Here is a 16,199-nt window from a genome sequence, read left to right on the forward strand (position 1 = left end):
TATGGTGCTCGGGTGACGGGTATGCGACGCCACCTCGTGTGGGACTGGAACGGAACGCTCCTCGACGACCTCGACCTGGTGGTCCAGGCCACTAACGTCGCCTTCGCCAGCGCCGGCGGGCCGGCGGTCACCGCGGCCGAGCACCGGGTCCGGTTCCGGCGGCCGATCGCCGACTACTACGCCGAGATGCTCGGCCGGGCCGTGGACGCCGAGGCGTTCGGGACGCTCGACCGGGTCTTCCACGACGCCTACCGGGCCGGGCTGACCACCTGCGCCCTGGCCGCCGACGCCACCACCGCGATCGAGTCCTGGGAGGGCAGCCAGTCGCTGCTGTCCATGTGGTTCCACGACGAGCTGGTGCCGACCGTGCACACGTACGGCCTGACCCCGCACTTCCGCCGGGTGGACGGGCTGCGCGCCACTGTCGGCGGCGGGCACAAGGCCGAGTGGCTGGAGAAGCACCTGGCCGAGCTGGGGCTGGGCGGGCACGAGGTGGTGCTGATCGGCGACTCGCTCGACGACGCCGACGCGGCCGCCTCGGTCGGCGCCCGCTGCGTCCTCTACACCGGCGGCCTGTCCGACCCGGACCGGCTGCGCGGCAGCGGCCACCCGGCCGCCGACACGCTCACCGAGGCGGTGACGCTGGCCCGCACGCTCGCCTGACCGGCCTGGTCAGGCGCGCAGGTGGGCCAGGACGGCCAGGACGCGGCGGTGGTGGGTGGTCGCATCAGGGGGCAGGTCCAGCTTGGTGAAGATGTTGCGGACGTGCTTCTCCACCGCGCCGTCGCTGACCACGAGCGTCCGGGCGATGGCGGTGTTCGAGCGGCCCTCGGCCATCAGCGCCAGCACTTCGCGCTCGCGCGGGGTCAGCGACGCCAGCGGGTCGTCGCGCCGCCGCCGGACCAGCAACTGGCTGATCACCTCCGGGTCGAGCACGGTGCCGCCGGCCGCCACCCGGGCCAGGCCGTCGAGGAACTCGTCGATCGCGGCGACCCGGTCCTTGAGCAGGTAGCCGATCCCACCGCCGCCCCCGCCCGCGGTGTCCAGCAGGTCGTCGGCGTACGACACCTCGACGTACTGGGACAGCACCAGGATCGGCGTACCGGGCACCCGGCGGCGGGCCTCCACCGAGGCGCGCAGTCCCTCGTCGGTGTGTGACGGCGGCATCCGCACGTCCACCACCGAGACGTCGGGCCGGTGCGCCACCACCGCCTCGACCAGCGCGTCACCGTCACCGACGGCCGCCACCACCTCGTGCCCGTACTCGGTCAGCAGCCGGACCAGCCCCTCCCGGAGCAGTACGGCGTCGTCCGCGATCACCACCCGCATGGGTCCGGTGTCTATCACGCCCGGACCCGGTTGCCGCCCGGCGGCCCGGATGCCGGGCGCGCCGCGCCACCGCGCGACGGCCCGGAGCCCGGGCGAACCAGGTCACCTCGGCAGTTCGGCGTGGATCCGGGTCGGGCCGCCGGCCGGGCTGGCCACCTCCAGGGTGCCGCCCGCCGCCCGGACCCGGTCGGCGATGCCGCTGAGCCCGTGCCCCTTGGCCAGGTGCGCGCCGCCGGCGCCGTCGTCGGTGACGGTGATCTCCAGCCGGCCCACCTTCCGGGTGACCTCCACCCGGCAGATGTTCGCCCGGCTGTGCTTCGAGACGTTCGTCAGGGCCTCGGCCACCACGAAGTACGCGGTGCTCTCCAGCCCCGGGTCGAGCCGTCCGGCGGCGGTGCCCAGGTCGTCGTCCACGGCCAGCTCGGTGGGTACCAGGGCGCGGGCGGCGAGCGCGGCGAGCGCGCTGGGCAGGCCCCGGTCGACCAGGATCGGCGGCGCGATGCCCCGGGACAGGGCACGCAGCTCGTCCAGCGTCTCCCGGGTCTGCGCGACCGCCTCGTCGAGCGTCTGCCGGGCCGCCTCCGGGTCGGCGGCGAGCTGGTGGCGGGCCCGGCCGAGGTCCATGGCGAGCCGGACCAGCCGCTGCTGCGGGCCGTCGTGGATGTCGCGCTCCAGCCGGCGCAGCGCGACCGCCTCGGCCGAGGCGGCGGCCCGCTTCTGCTCCTCCAGCGTGACGATCCGCTGCCGCAGCTCGGCCACGCCGGTGAGCAGCGAGTACGCCAGCCCGGCCTGGAGCCGGGCGCACCCGCGTGCCACCAGCGGGAGGGTGAACAGGGCGAACAGCCCGATCGCGGTGTTCAGGGCGATCCGCGCGCCGGGGCCGTCGCCCATCCCGAGGAGTTGGCTCAGGTCCTGGTCGTCCGCGCCGCGCGGGATGGCCCAGTCGTACGCGATGTAGAGGGTGCCGCCCAGTGCGAGCACCCACCAGACCACGAGCAGCACGAACGTGGGCACCGCCACGAGCAGCCGGACGAAGGCGTGCAGCAGGTCGAGCCACGACTGCGCGTCCCGGATCGGGGTGAACACCCGGCGCCAGAACCCGGCACCCGGCTCCGGTCTGCGGTAGACCGGGCGTACCCGGGGTCGGTCCTGCACCCCGGCGAGCCGGAGCCGCTCGATGTCGGCCAGCCCGCGGGCCGCGTAGAGGAAGCCGGCGAGGATCGGCAGGCCGAGCGTGGTCACCAGCAGCCCGGCGCTGAGTGAGATCCCCACCACTGCCAGCACGAAGCTGACGATCGCCAGCGGGAGGCCCACGAGCACGTAGGTGGTGTCGCGGGCGAGGCGGCGCAGGAGCCCGTGGACGGGGGACAGCGGAGCGGGCGCGGTGGCCAGTGGTGCTGCGGTCATGGTTCGAGGCTATGGGCGCGTGCCCCGCCGACCCATCCCGCACGCTGGCCTGTTCGGGGTGGGGTTCTCCCTACTCGAAACGTGAGACTCGCCTCGCCACGCCGGTCACGGAGCGCTACGGGCCCCGCGCGATTGGTCAGGGAAGTCTGGATTGAGCAATAATCGGCATGCGCCGCCGAGAGACGCGGTTGATCGATCTTGCGGGAATGGAGGGGCAGGTGAAGGCGCGTCGCGAGCTTTCAAGATCGCGATTTGTGCACCCCTTCACAAACACCTACTCTGTAGTTCCGACGCGCCCTGCTAGCACAGCCGGCAATCTCGGTCGCCAGCGGGAGTCCCGAAACGACCGGCCCCCGTCGCTGGTCGAGGATCGCACCGCACGGAGTCTCATGAGCCAGCACCGTCAACCAGGCGCGCCCGGTCGCACCGGTGCCGTACCGGCGCTTCCGGACCTGCCCGAGGCGACCGTGTCCCGGCTCCCGGAATACCTGCGTGCGCTGCACGCGCTCGCCGACGCCGGCCACGAGACGGTGTCCAGCGAGGGCCTCGCCAACGCCGCCGGCGTCAACTCCGCGAAGCTTCGCAAGGACCTGTCCCACCTCGGCTCGTACGGCACCCGCGGCGTCGGCTACGACGTGGCGCTGCTGGTCGACCAGATCTCCTCGGTGCTCGGGCTCACCCAGTGCCGGACCGTCGCGCTCGTCGGCGTGGGTAATCTCGGTCACGCCCTGGCCGGCTACGACGGCTTCGCCAACCGCGGATTCCGCATCGCCGCGCTGGTCGACGCCGACCGGTCCCGCGTCGGCGAAGTGATCAACGGCCTGGTCGTACGGCACGTCGACGAGCTGCCCCAGATCGTCGCCGAGGAGTCGATCTCGATCGGCGTCATCGCCACCCCCGCCCCGGCCGCCCAGGCGGTCGCCGACCAGTTGGTCGCCGTCGGCGTGACGAGCATCCTCAACTTCGCGCCCTGCGTACTCTCGGTTCCGGACGGGGTCGACGTGCGCAAGGTCGACCTCGCCATCGAGCTGCAGATCCTGTCCTTCCACGAGCACCGCAAGGCATCGCTGACCGCGCTCCCCGCCACCGGCGGGTCCGCCCTCACCGCCCTGCCCGGCGGACTCGCGGCAACCGACACCCAGGAGGCGATCGGCACGTGAAACTGCTCGTCGTCGGCGCGTCCTACCGCACCGCCCCGGTCGCCACCCTGGAACAGCTGGCCGTCCCGCCCGCCGACCTCACCCGCACGCTGGACCGCCTGATCGCCCAGCCGTACGTCGCCGAGGCCGTCCTGGTCTCCACCTGCAACCGGGTGGAGGTCTACGCCGCCGTCTCCGGGTTCCACGGCGGACTCGGTGACATCTGCGCGGTCCTGGCCGACCAGGCCGGCTGCCAGCCCGCGGCGCTCGCCCCGCACCTCTACGTCCACTACGACGCCGCCGCCGTGGACCACGTCTTCCGGGTGGCCGCCGGGCTCGACTCGATGGTGGTGGGCGAGGCGCAGATCCTCGGCCAGCTTCGCGACGCCTACCACTCCGCCGGTGGCGCCGACTCCGCCGGGCGGCTGCTGCACGAGCTGATGCAGCAGGCGCTGCGGGTCGGCAAGCGCGCGCACGCCGAGACCAACATCGACCGGGCCGGGCAGAGCGTCGTCACCGCCGCCCTCGATCTCGCCGCCGGGCTGCTCGACGGCAACCTGGCCGGCCGGCCCGCCATGGTGGTGGGCGCCGGCGCGATGGGCTCGCTGGGCGTGGCCACGCTGTCCCGGCTGGGCGCCGGCCCGCTCACCGTGACCAACCGGGGCGCCGCCCGTGCCGTCCGGCTCGCCGAGTCGTACGGCGCGTCCGCCGTGCCGATGGCCGAGCTGATCACCGCGCTCGCCGACGTCGACGTCGTGGTCGCCGCCACCGCCGCCACCGAGGCGGTGCTCACCCGCGACGTGGTGACCCGGGCGCTGGCCCGCCGGGACGCCGACCGCGGCCCGCTGGTCCTGCTCGACCTGGCCGTCCCGCGCGACGTCGAGCCCGGCGTCGCCGAGCTGCCCGGCGTCGAGGTGATCGACATCGACCGGATGGCCGCCGTCCTCGCCGACGGACCGGCCGCGGCCGACGCCGCCGAGGTGGCCCGGATCGTGACCGGCGAGGTCGAGGCGTTCCTGAGCTGGCTGCGCGGCGCCGACGTCGCACCGACGGTGGCCGCCCTGCGCGGCCGGGCCGAGGACGTCGTCACCACCGAGCTGCGCCGGCTCGGCCAGCGCCGCCCCGACCTCAGCGACGACCAGCGCGCCGAGGTCGCCCGCACCGTGCACCGGGTCGTGCAGCGGCTGCTGCACCAGCCGACCGTACGGGTCCGCCAGCTCGCCGCCGAGCCCGGCGGCGACCAGTACGCGGCGCTGCTGCGCGAACTGTTCGACCTGGACGTTCCGCAGACGTCCCCGGTCGACACCGTCCCCGACGTGGTCGCCACCGACCTCGACGGCCGGCCGTCGTTCGACGCCGCCGACGTCCCGCCCACCGGAGGTGCGCGATGACCGCCCCCCTTCGCCTCGGTACCCGGGGCAGCGCCCTGGCGATGGCCCAGTCCGGCCACGTCGCCGAGGCCCTCACCGCGGCCACCGGCCGCCCGGTCGAGCTGGTCGAGGTGGTGACCGCCGGCGACAGGTCCACCGCCCCGGTGCAGCGGCTCGGCGTCGGCGTGTTCGTCTCCGCGCTGCGCGACGCGCTGACCGCCGGCGAGATCGACTTCGCCGTCCACTCGTACAAGGACCTGCCCACCGCGGCGGCGCCCGGCCTGCACGTCGCGGCCGTACCGCCCCGGCAGGATCCGCGTGACGCGCTGGTGGCCACGAACGGCCGTACGCTCGCCGAGCTGCCGCCCGGCGCCCGCGTCGGCACCGGCGCGCTGCGCCGGATCGCCCAGTTGCACGCGCTGGGCATGCAGTTGGAGGTCAGCCCGATCCGGGGCAACGTCGACACCCGGCTCGGCCGGGTGCTCGGCCCGGACGCCGACCTCGACGCCGTCGTGCTCGCCCGCGCCGGGCTCAACCGGATCGGCCGCGCCGACGTCATCACCGAGACGCTCGACCCGATGCTCATGCTGCCCGCACCCGCCCAGGGTGCGCTCGCCGTCGAGTGCCGGGCCGACGACCAGGACGTGATCGAGCTGCTCGCGCTGCTCGACCACGCACCGTCCCGTGCCGCGATCACCGCGGAACGGGCGCTGCTGGCCACCCTGGAGGCAGGGTGCAGCGCGCCCGTGGCCGCGTACGCCGTTCTCGCCGAAGGCGAGCCCACCGACGAGGGCGACGTCAATCAGGAGATCTACCTGCGCGGTGCGGTGATCAGCCCGGACGGTACTCGTGACCTCCGGCTGTCCCGCACCGGAACGCCCGCCGACGCGGCGGAGATCGGCAAGGCACTCGCCGCCGAACTCCTCGAACTCGGCGCCGACTCGATCCTCGGCCAGGACGCACAGGCCGGCCCGGGGACCCAGCAACTTGGGAGCACAGAATGACCCGCACCCGTAAGCCCGTAGGCCAGATCGCATTCGTCGGGGCCGGTCCCGGCGACCCGGGCCTGCTGACCCGCCGGGCGCTGGACGCCCTGGTCGAGGCCGACCAGGTGGTCTACGACCGGGGCGTACCCGAGTCGCTCCTGGCGCACGTCCGCGCCCAGGCCCGGCCGGACGCCGAGTTCAGCCCCGCCGAGGGCGTGCCGGGGGACGTGGCGAAGGTGCTGATCTCCGCGGCCCGGTCCGGGCAGAACGCCGTGCACCTGGTCGCCGGTGACCCGTTCGGCCACGACTCGGTGGTCAAGGAGGTGCAGGCGGTCGCGCGTACCGCCGCGCACTTCGAGGTGGTCCCGGGCGTCGGCCAGGCCGAGGGCGTGGCCACGTACGCGGGTGTCCCGCTGCCGGGCGTACGCACCGCCGCCGACGTCGAGGACGTCACCGCGCTGGACTTCGAGGCGCTCGCCACCGCCGTCGGGCGGGGTTCGCTGGCGCTCGCCGTGGACGCCGGTGACCTGGCCGCCGTCCGGGACGGCCTGCTGGCCGCCGGGGTCGACGGCACCACAGCGGTCGGGGTGACCGGTGACGGCACCGGCGAGACGCAGTACACCACCACGTCGACAGTCGACTCCTTCGTCGCGGCGGCGCTCGGCTTCACCGGCCGGGTGGTGCTCACCGTCGGCGCGGCCGTCACCGACCGCGACAAGCTGAGCTGGTGGGAGAACCGCCCGCTGTACGGCTGGAAGGTGCTGGTGCCCCGCACCAAGGAGCAGGCCGGCGTGATGAGCGCGCGGCTGCGCGCGTACGGGGCGATCCCGTGCGAGGTGCCGACCATCGCGGTCGAGCCGCCGCGTACCCCGGCGCAGATGGAGCGGGCCGTGAAGGGCCTGGTCGACGGCCGGTACGCCTGGGTCATCTTCACCTCGGTGAACGCGGTCCGGGCGGTGTGGGAGAAGTTCGCCGAGCACGGCCTCGACGCCCGCCACTTCGGTGGCGTGAAGATCGCCTGCATCGGTGACGCCACCGCCGAGGCGGTCCGTGCCTTCGGCATCCAGCCCGAGCTGATCCCCTCCGGGGAGCAGTCCTCCGAGGGCCTGCTGGCCGAGTTCTCGCCGCACGACGAGATCCTCGACCCGGTCGGCCGGGTGCTGCTGCCGCGCGCCGACATCGCCACCGAGACCCTGGCCGCCGGCCTGACCGAGCGCGGCTGGGAGGTCGACGACGTGACCGCGTACCGGACCGTGCGCGCGGCGCCGCCGCCCGCCGAGATCCGCGACGCGATCAAGTCCGGCGGGTTCGACGCGGTGCTGTTCACCTCGTCGTCCACCGTGCGGAACCTCGTCGGTATCGCCGGGAAGCCGCACGCGCGGACCGTTGTTGCAGTGATCGGGCCCAAGACGGCGGAGACCGCCACCGAGTTCGGCCTGCGCGTCGACGTGCAGCCGCCGCACGCCTCGGTGCCCGACCTGGTGGAGGCGCTCGCCGCCTACGCCGTCGAGCTGCGGGAGAAGCTCGCCGCCATGCCGGCGAAGCAGCGCCGGGGCTCGAAGGTGCAGGGCCCGACCGCCCTGCGGTTCCGCTGACAGGAGGCCCGTCATGCCGTACCCCGAGATCCGGCCCCGCCGGCTGCGCCGCAACGCGGCCGTGCGGCGGCTGGTCTCCGAGACCCGCGTCGACCCGGCCGAGCTGGTCGTGCCGATGTTCGTCAAGGAGGGGCTGACCGAGCCGCGGGCCATCGCGTCGCTCCCGGGGGTGCTCCAGCACTCCCGGGACTCGCTGCGCAAGGCCGCCGCGGAGGCGGTCCAGGCCGGGGTCGGCGGGATCATGCTGTTCGGGGTGCCGGCGACGCGGGACGAGACCGGCTCCGGTGGCATCGACCCGGCCGGCGTGCTCAACACGGCGATCCGGGACGTGGTCGCCGAGGTCGGCGACTCGACTGTGGTGATGAGCGACCTGTGCCTGGACGAGTTCACCTCGCACGGGCACTGCGGCCTGCTCACCCCGGACGGCGGGGTCGACAACGACGCCACGCTCGCCGCGTACGCCGACATGGCGGTGGCCCAGGCCGCCGCCGGGGTCCACGTGGTCGGGCCGTCCGGGATGATGGACGGCCAGGTCGGTGTGGTCCGCAAGGCGCTCGACGCCGCCGGGCACCAGGACGTCTCGGTGCTCGCGTACGCGGTGAAGTACGCCTCCGCCTTCTACGGCCCGTTCCGCGACGCCGTGGAGTCGGCGCTGGAGGGGGACCGGCGCACCTACCAGCAGGACCCGGCGAACCTGCGCGAGTCGCTGCGCGAGGTCGAGCTGGACGTGGCCGAGGGCGCCGACATGGTGATGGTCAAGCCGGCGCTGCCCTACCTCGACGTGGTGTCGGCGGTCCGTGATGCGGTGAACGTCCCGGTCGCCGCCTACCAGGTCTCCGGCGAGTACGCGATGGTCGAGGCGGCCGCCGCGAACGGCTGGATCGACCGGGAGCGGGTGATGCTGGAGACGCTCACCTCGATCCGCCGGGCCGGTGCCCAGATCATCCTCACCTACTGGGCCGTCGAGGCCGCCCAGTTGCTGCGCGAGCGCTACTGACCTACTGACCGCTGCTCGGCCGACGTGGTCCGTCTGCTGCCGCCACGTGCGGCGGCAGGGCTCGGCTCGCCGTTCTCCGGTTTCGCCCTCCTCGTTGTGGTCGCCGCACGTTGTCCACAGCCCAAGGCGGTCACTCAGCGTATCTTTTCGGCCGGCGGGACACTTCACCCCTCGCCGACTTTGCTCTGCAGCCACGGGCGCAACTGTCACGAACCGTGAGCGCTGCCTCGGTGGCTGCAGAGCAAAGTCTGCCGAGGTGGTTATCCCTGCCGTGGCGATCGTGAGGTTTGTGTCCGCTTAAGTCGGATTTTTGCTTCAGCTGGGTCACTCGCTTTGGTGGCAGCCCTTAGCGCTGAGTGAGCGTCACCCTCTGTGTGTGCTGGCGGTCGCTGCCATGCGGAGTTGGACGCCAATTCCGGGTTCTCCACAGGGGCGGGGAGCGGGGTTGCCGGGCCGGTGCGGGAGACGGGACCGTGGGCGGCGTGACAGACATCGCCGACACCGAGCCGGAGGCGGGCGCCGCCGCCAGCACCGCCACGGGCGCCCACAGCGGCACCGCCACCGCCGCTGCCACGGGCGCGGGGACGGGAGCCTGCGCCGCACCCGGCGTGCCTGGCGCACCCGGCGTGCCCGGCGTGCCCGCCGCGGCGGCGGGAGGCGACGGGCCGGCGCTGCTCACCGAGCCGTTCGACGTGCCGTTCCCGGCGCCGGGGATCGTCCGGGCGGTGCGTCGCCGAGCCGACGCCAGCCAACGTGAGCTGGCCCGGTTCGCCCGGGTGCATCCGAGCACGATCGGGCGGGTCGAGGCGGGGACGCTGACGCCGAGCCTGACCATGCTGTCGCGCATCGTCGGCACGGCCGGCTTCCGGCTCGTGGTCGTCGACGAGGCCGGCCGGGTTCTCAAGCCGATGCGTGACCGGGCCGACCTGCGGGACGGCGCGGAGCGGCGGTACCCGTCCCACCTCGACGTCATCACCGACCCGGAGCCGGGGGAGTGGTGGGCCGACCGGTACGGGCTGGCCCGCCCGCCGGAGACGTTCTACCGCAACCGGGAGGTCCGGGACTGGCTGCGCCGCCGCAGCCAGTGGGAGGTGCGGGTGGCCAAGTACCGGAGCGTGCCGCCTCCGCCCGATCCGCAGCGGTGCGGATACCGCGGCGGCCCGCCGATCCGCCCATGAGGGGATCGACGGGCCGCCGCGCGGCACACCGCTCAGTCGTCGTTCAGGATCGTCCCGACGCCGGACGGGTCGGCGAGCCGCAGGCCCGGCACCCCGGCCACGTACAGCGTGAGCTTCTCGTCCGCCTCGCGCTTGCGGTCACCGCGCACGGTGACCGGGAACGTCAGCGAGGTCCGGCCCGCGGCCAGCACCCGGCAGCCCACGTACGGGTCGTAGTCCGACCCGGCCTGGGCGGTGGTGCCGTAGGTGGCCGCGCAGATCAGGGCCGGCTCGGAGAGCGGGCGGGACACGGTGACGGTGAACGTCATCGTGCTGGTGCCCTTGTCGCCCTCGGTGACCGAGGTGTCCGCGACCCGCAGCGAGGCGCGCGACCGGAACCGGGCCACCTGCGGGTCGTGGTCGCTGGCACCCCGGTCGCCCAGCTCCGGCGCGTCGGTCGGGTAGTCGGCGTTGATGTGCGCCGTCCGTACCTGCACCAGGTCGTCGTGCATCGGGTCGTTCACGAAGAGGTTGTCCAGCGTCTGCGCCTGGCCGCTGAATGTGTACGAGTACGCCGACGCCGGCGCGTCCTTCACCAGGTCGTCCCAGAGGTTGTGCAGCCCGGCCTCGTACAGCGGGGCGAGCTGGTCCGACGGGGTCGGGTTCTGGGCGGTGGCGATCGGGTCGTCCGGGCGGGGGAAGACGTTCAGGTCCCCGCCGTAGACCACGCGGGCGTTCGGGTCGCTCGCCTCGACCGCCTGGACGATCGCTGCCCCGTACGCGGCCTGCTCGCGGCGCTGCCCGACCCGGCTGTCCGGTCCGGACGAGAAGTGGTTGGCGACCGCCCAGAGCGTGAACCGCTCGGTCGATCCGGGGCCGGCCTTCACTGTGAACCGGGCCACCTGCGCCGCGCGGGTGTAGACGTTGCTGCCGTCCACCCCGGTCGACCGGTCGACGTCGGCCGGCAGCACCGCGTTGAGCGCCTTGGGGTTCTGCACGTCTGCGTTGGACGGCAGCGCCGCCGAGCGGTACTGGACGGTCGGGGCGGAGCCCAGCAGCGGGTCCGCGGCGGTCGCCTCGGCGAGCGTCAGCCGGTCGGTCCGGTAGAGGAACGCCGAGGCGATGCCCCGGGCGTCCGCGCCGGTCCGGTCGTACGCGGCGGCGTACGCCGGGCCGCCGTTGGCCGCGATGGCGAGTGCCAGCTCCTGCACGGTGTCCGGCGCGCCGTCGGCGTTGTTGGTGTCGCCGCAGGCCAGAGCGCCGTCGACCACCGAGCAGATGTCCTGGTCCTCGGCCTCCTGCACCAGGATCAGATCCGGGCTGTGCAGCGACTGGACGATCTGCCGGGCCTGCACGGCCAGCTTGGCCGCGTACGCCTCCGGGCTCGCCGGCACGTAGTCGAACGGCGGGCTGACGCCGGGGCAGCCGGTGTTGCCGGCGAAGTCGCAGCCGTCGAACGGGTCGTCGCGGTAGTCGTACAGGTTCTCCACGTTGTAGGTGGCGATCGCGACCTCGCTGCCGCGGTCGGCCGGCTGCGGCGGGTGGTTGGCGGCCGGGTCGGCGCCACCGGTCAGCGTGAGCTGCTCCGGCTGCACGCTGTACTTGCTGAACGCGTACGAGACGGAGCCGTAGGCGTCCTCGGTGAGCGTGTCGAACGTGCGTGCCTCGGGCAGCAGCGCCCGGGAGTCACCGGCGGTCGCCTTCACACCGCCGGCGCCCAGCAGGATGCGCTGGTTGTTGCCGTTGTCGAACAGCGTGCCGGGGATGTCGTCGAGCGGGTGCGCGTCCCGGAACACCCGCCGGGCGTACGGGTCGGACCGCTTCATCACCGGGTCCTCGCGGTCCAGCACGTAGATCTCGGAGTCGGCGGTGGAGGAGTAGATGTGCCGGGGCGCGGAGACGCCGCTGCCGGCGCGTACCCGCATCCGCTCGCCCTCGTGCCGCTCCCAGAACAGGTCGGCGGCGGCCGCCTCGGCCGGCGGGACCGCGTCGTCGACCCGGACCACGGTGTCCACGTCGAGGCCGGAGTCGAGCTTGCGGACCAGCGAGGCGCTGGACAGCTGGGTCTGGCTGAAGTACTCGGAGACCCGGCCGCGCAGCACGACCTCGTCACCGACGGTCGGGGCGTACCCGCCGATCAGCGTGGTGAACGAGCCCATGAAGACGAACAGGCCGTCGGAGGTCAGCGGGTCGCCGTCCTCGCTGCCGAGCCGGCTCTGGAGGTAGAAGCCCCACTGGTCGGCCCCGGCCGAACTGCGGGTCAGCGACATGCCGGTGATGACGCCGCGTACGTCGTACAGCGTGGAGCTGGTGCCGTTGCCGCTGGCCGGTGCGAGCGGCGACCGGTCGGTGCGGCCGTCCTCGTCGTCGGCGGTGCGGCCCTGCACCTCGCCGACCGACAGCACGCTCGTGGCCTGCACGGTGAGCGTGCAGGTGGCGCTGTCGCCGTCGGTGTCGGTGGAGGTCACGGTGACCGCGTAGCCGCCGGCCGGCAGGCCGGTGGCGGTCAGCGTCGCGGTGGCCGTGCCGCCGTCGGCGGTCGCCGGGGTGAACGCGGTACGGCTGATCGAGCCGCTCGCCGGCACCGGCACGACCGAGGTGACCGCCAGGTCGGTGATCGTGTCGTCGGCGTCGGTCGCGGTCACCTCGCGGGTCGCGGTGGCGCCCGCCGACAGTGTCAGCGCGCCGCCGCAGGCCACTGTGGGCGGCTGGTCGACCGGTCCGCCGCCGCCGACGGTGTGGCTGCCCAGGCCGTCGAACGTGTCGGTGGCGAAGCCGGCCCACTGCGCGGCCGGGTCGAACGCGTCCGCCGGGTCGGTGTCGCCGGCGGTCACCGAGGGCAGCCGGCGCAGCGTGTTGTCCGCAGTGCTGGTGAGGCCGCTGCCCCACTCGCTGCCCGGGTCGACGCCGGCCTGGCCCAGGGAGTCGACCACCGTGCCACCCTTGCGCAGCACGATCGCGTCGTCGCCGTTGAACAGCGAACCGGAGTACGTCTGGTCGGCTTGGGCGAGGATCGCCGGCGCGGCCGCCGCGGCGGCGAAGACGAACACGTCACCGGCGGCGACGGTCCCGGTGAGGGCCACGTTCGTCGAGGTGGTGGCGCCGTTGAAGAAGAGCTGGAGCTGGTAGCCGCCGGCTCCCAGGTCGATCGGGGCGCCGGTGCCGTTGTACAGCTCGACGGCCTTGTTGTTGGACGACCCCTCGACGTACTCCGAGATGAACAGGTCGGTGGGCGCGGCGCTGGCCGCGGTGGGTGCGACAGCGATCGCCGTGAGGGTGACGGCGGCGGTGGTCGCGAGCGCGGCGAGGGTGCGGCGCGGGCGCATGGGGCCTCCACGATGGGTGGACAGGAACTAACGAACGTTAAGGCTCTCGTGGGTACACCGTCCAGCCCTTCGATGGCGGGACGGTGAACGGTCAGCGGTGACTGTCCAGCCGGTGCACCAGTTCGGCCACGTCCACACCGTATTCGCACCAGTCGCGGTCGGGGCGGTAGCCCAGCTCGGCGTTGACCTTCAGCATCGACTCGTTGTCCTGCGCGTTCCAGGTCTGCACCTCGGCCACCTCGGGCTCGGCCGAACGCAGCTCCAGCAGCATCCGCGCCTTGATGGCCCGGTCGATGCCGTAGCCGCGGTGGTCGTGGACGACGATCGTGTCGTACTGGTCGGCCCGGGTCGGGTGCTGCGCCGGCACCACCACCTCGGTCAACCCGGCCACCTCGCCGGTCTGCTCGTGCAGCGCGAGCACGATGTACGGCTTCATGCCGCGCCGGTGCAGCGTGGCGAGGCTGTCGCGCAGCCGGTCCGGGTCGTAGGAGCTGGGCCGCAGCTCCACGTCGTCGGAGTCGCGCACCTCGGCCTTGGCCCGCGCGTACGCCTCGATCAGCTCGTCCGGCGGGCCACCCGGCCAGAACTCCACGCGGTAGCCCGCGCCGACCTCGGCGGCCATCTCGGTGAGCGCCGGCCAGTCCACCGAGCGCAGGTCGAGCACGCTGCGGGTCTCCACGTAGTCGCGGGTGAAGCCCAGCGACTCGTAGAACCCCACGGCCGGGGTGTCGCCGACCACCTCCACACCGATCGACTGGAAGCCCTCGTCCCAGACCCGGCGGGCGGCCACCCGCACCAGCTCGCGGCCGACGCCGCTGCGCCGGATCGCCGGGTGCACCAGCACCTCGAGCACGCCGATCCCGCCGAGCAGCAGCACGTGCACATGCCCGAGGATCGCCCCGGGCGTGCCGTCCGGGCCGGCGTCCTCCTGCGCGACCCACGAGATCCGCCGCTCGCCGGGCATCACCTCGGAGAGATACTCCCGCATGGAGCTCTCCCGCCATGGCGGATCCTGCGGCAGATCGGCCGCCAGGACCGCGTTCAGCGTGTCCAGCAGGGACGCGATCTCGGCGGACGACGCGGTCCTGGGATCCCACTCGCGCACCATCACCCGTCTAGCTTGCCGTCAACGGCAGCCGGGGGGAAGGGTTGAGTCCGCGAATGTACGCGAGCCGTCACCTCACGTTGCGGCTGAGCCTGCCGTACTCGTCGGCCTTGTCGAAGACGGCCTGGGCGTACCGACGCACATCGTTGTAGGAAAGGATGGCGCCCCACCAGTCACCCGGGATGGTCATGTTCCGGCCGCCCTTGCACAGGTAGAGCCCGGCGGCCAGCGCCGCGTCGTCGATGTCGTGCGGGTTCTTCACGCCGTCGCCGTCCGCGTCCGCGCCGATCTCCTGCCAGGTGGTCGGGATGAACTGCATCGGGCCGAGCGCCCGGTCGTGGACCCGGTCGCCGTCGAGCAGCCCCTGGTCGGTGTCGAGGATCCGGGACCGGCCGCCCTGCCCGTCGAGTGGCTCTCCCTTGATCTCCGGCAGGGCCCGCCCGTCGGCTTGCAGCGTGGCGCCGTTGGCCGCGCCGTGGCGCGACTCGACGTAACCGATCGCGGCCAACGTGGTCCAGCTCAGCTGGCACCCACGGTTGGTCTGGGCGAGCACCAGCTCGGCGTAGGCGTACGCCTGGAGCGCCACCACGGGGACGCCGGTCACCGCGCCGACCCGCTGCGCCCAGCCGGTGAGCGCGTCGGCGGGACGCCCGGCGGGCAGCACCGGAGCGGTGGTCGCACCGGGCAGCGGCGTGCCGGTGGGCGCGGCGGTTCCGGGCAGGCCGGTCAGCTCCGGCAACGGCGGCGTGGCGGGTGCCGCCGCGGTCTGCGGCACGCTCTGCGACGGCGTGGCCTCGGCGACCGGCTCCGGCCGGCCGACCGCCGCCGGCACGACCACCGCACCGGCAGTGGCAGCGGCGGCGACCAGCGCGAGCAGGAACAGCGCGGGCAGCGTGGTGCGGCCGCCGGGCCGCCGGGACCAGGCGCGGGTGGCCCGGGCCGCGCCGACTGTGAGTTGCCTCGGGCGCGTCCGGACGGCGTGCGCGAACGGCATCCGCCGACGCCGCCCGCCGCTCTCGGCTGCCGCCTCGGCCTGTGCCTTCGACCCCGAGCCCGGCTGCTCGTCCCCGCCCGCTCCGGGCTCGGCGTCCGCCTTCACGGCCGATTCGGGCTGCGGCTTTCCGCCGGGCCGGGCGTCCAGCTCGACGCCCGGCTTGGGGGCCGGCTTCCCACCGGCCTCGACGCCGGGCGTGGCGTCCGGGTTCGCGCCGGGCTCGGCGTCCGCGTCGCGGGCCGGGTCGGCGGGCGACTTCGGGGGGAGGGAATCGCGTTCGCGGCGGGGCCGCGGGATGGGCGGGGTGCCGTCGTCGGGTGGCGCGGCGGGTCGCAGGGGCCGGGCCGTCGCTCGCCGTTCGCCGTCCACCACCCGTCGAGTATCACCCATCCGGGTGACGACGTCAGGCCCGGCCGTACGCTTGGGACATGCCCCGGTACGAGTTCCGTTGCCGCGCCTGCGGCGACACCTTCGAGGTCAACCGCCCGATGGCCGAGGCCGGACGGCCGGCCACCTGCCCGCAGGGCCACGCCGACACGGTGAAACTGCTGTCCACGGTGGCCGTCACCGGCCGGGGCGGCTCCGCTCCGAGCGGTGGGATTCCCAGCGGCGGCGGTTGCTGCGGCGGCTCCTGCGGCTGCTGACTTTCCGCCGTCCGTCCCGCGGGTCGATCGGGGTCTTGCCGCCGGTGTGATCCTTTGGCACCTTGGGGCGGAATCTGCCCAGCCGTTCTCACGATGCGTGACGGCACGACCATAGGGCAGCATGAACCCGACGTCACCGGGCGGAGGTTC

Annotated in this window: 13 protein-coding genes; 8 read left to right on the forward strand and 5 right to left on the reverse strand. The window is 73.8% G+C overall.

Going from position 1 to position 16,199, the window contains the following annotated elements; translation table 11 throughout:
- Positions 1–21: 21 nt before the first annotated feature.
- Entirely contained in the window at positions 22–663 is a 642-nt protein-coding gene (locus IF06_RS0104500; protein ID WP_013475152.1) for an HAD family hydrolase, read from the forward strand.
- A gap of 9 nt (positions 664–672) precedes the next feature.
- On the opposite strand, the gene IF06_RS0104505 is transcribed toward IF06_RS0104500, so the two are convergent.
- Both IF06_RS0104505 and IF06_RS0104510 read right to left on the reverse strand, forming a co-directional pair.
- Positions 673–1,329 (reverse strand): LuxR C-terminal-related transcriptional regulator, encoded by a 657-nt coding sequence (locus tag IF06_RS0104505; RefSeq protein ID WP_013288750.1) that lies wholly within the window; start codon positions 1,327–1,329, stop codon positions 673–675.
- Between the two features lie 102 nt (positions 1,330–1,431).
- Complete coding sequence (locus tag IF06_RS0104510) at positions 1,432–2,736, reverse strand: sensor histidine kinase (RefSeq protein ID WP_030269198.1); 1,305 nt, start codon at positions 2,734–2,736, stop codon at positions 1,432–1,434.
- 389 nt (positions 2,737–3,125) lie between these two features.
- Here IF06_RS0104510 and IF06_RS0104515 point away from each other — a divergent pair, with 389 nt between their 5' ends.
- From IF06_RS0104515 to IF06_RS0104540, 6 genes are all read left to right on the forward strand, one after another.
- The gene (locus tag IF06_RS0104515) at positions 3,126–3,896 is read left to right on the forward strand and encodes a redox-sensing transcriptional repressor Rex (RefSeq protein WP_013288748.1); all 771 of its coding nucleotides are present in this window, start codon (positions 3,126–3,128) and stop codon (positions 3,894–3,896) included.
- A complete protein-coding gene (locus IF06_RS0104520; RefSeq protein WP_030269201.1) occupies positions 3,893–5,266 on the forward strand; it encodes a glutamyl-tRNA reductase in 1,374 nt (457 codons plus the stop codon). Before IF06_RS0104515 ends, IF06_RS0104520 begins: the two co-directional genes overlap by 4 nt.
- Entirely contained in the window at positions 5,263–6,249 is a 987-nt protein-coding gene (hemC, locus tag IF06_RS0104525) for a hydroxymethylbilane synthase (RefSeq protein WP_013288746.1), read from the forward strand. Before IF06_RS0104520 ends, hemC begins: the two co-directional genes overlap by 4 nt.
- The gene (locus IF06_RS0104530) at positions 6,246–7,826 is read left to right on the forward strand and encodes a uroporphyrinogen-III synthase (RefSeq protein ID WP_013475156.1); all 1,581 of its coding nucleotides are present in this window, start codon (positions 6,246–6,248) and stop codon (positions 7,824–7,826) included. The genes hemC and IF06_RS0104530 overlap by 4 nt, the downstream gene beginning before the upstream one ends.
- 13 nt (positions 7,827–7,839) lie before the next feature.
- On the forward strand, positions 7,840–8,823 hold the full coding sequence (gene hemB, locus IF06_RS0104535; RefSeq protein ID WP_030269203.1) for a porphobilinogen synthase: 984 nt from the start codon (positions 7,840–7,842) through the stop codon (positions 8,821–8,823).
- 482 nt (positions 8,824–9,305) lie between these two features.
- On the forward strand, positions 9,306–10,001 hold the full coding sequence (locus tag IF06_RS0104540) for a helix-turn-helix domain-containing protein (protein WP_232236619.1): 696 nt from the start codon (positions 9,306–9,308) through the stop codon (positions 9,999–10,001).
- A gap of 32 nt (positions 10,002–10,033) precedes the next feature.
- Here the strand turns inward: IF06_RS0104540 and IF06_RS0104545 are convergent, their stop codons facing one another.
- The 3 genes from IF06_RS0104545 to IF06_RS0104555 all read right to left on the reverse strand — a co-directional run bounded on the left by IF06_RS0104545 (position 10,034) and on the right by IF06_RS0104555 (position 15,795).
- A complete protein-coding gene (locus tag IF06_RS0104545; RefSeq protein WP_030269207.1) occupies positions 10,034–13,306 on the reverse strand; it encodes a lamin tail domain-containing protein in 3,273 nt (1,090 codons plus the stop codon).
- 91 nt (positions 13,307–13,397) lie between these two features.
- A complete protein-coding gene (locus IF06_RS0104550) occupies positions 13,398–14,414 on the reverse strand; it encodes a GNAT family N-acetyltransferase (RefSeq protein WP_013288741.1) in 1,017 nt (338 codons plus the stop codon).
- A 67-nt stretch (positions 14,415–14,481) separates the two neighbouring features.
- Positions 14,482–15,795 carry a lytic transglycosylase domain-containing protein gene (locus tag IF06_RS0104555; RefSeq protein ID WP_013288740.1) on the reverse strand — a complete coding sequence of 438 codons (1,314 nt, stop codon included), beginning with the start codon at positions 15,793–15,795 and terminating at the stop codon, positions 14,482–14,484.
- 38 nt (positions 15,796–15,833) lie between these two features.
- Between IF06_RS0104555 and IF06_RS0104560 the strand changes: the two genes are divergently transcribed.
- Positions 15,834–16,049, forward strand: coding sequence for an FmdB family zinc ribbon protein (locus IF06_RS0104560; RefSeq protein WP_013288739.1), 216 nt, complete (start codon positions 15,834–15,836; stop codon positions 16,047–16,049).
- Positions 16,050–16,199 lie beyond the last annotated feature (150 nt).

This window comes from Micromonospora globosa, assembly GCF_000717585.1.
Lineage (GTDB): Bacteria > Actinomycetota > Actinomycetes > Mycobacteriales > Micromonosporaceae > Micromonospora > Micromonospora aurantiaca.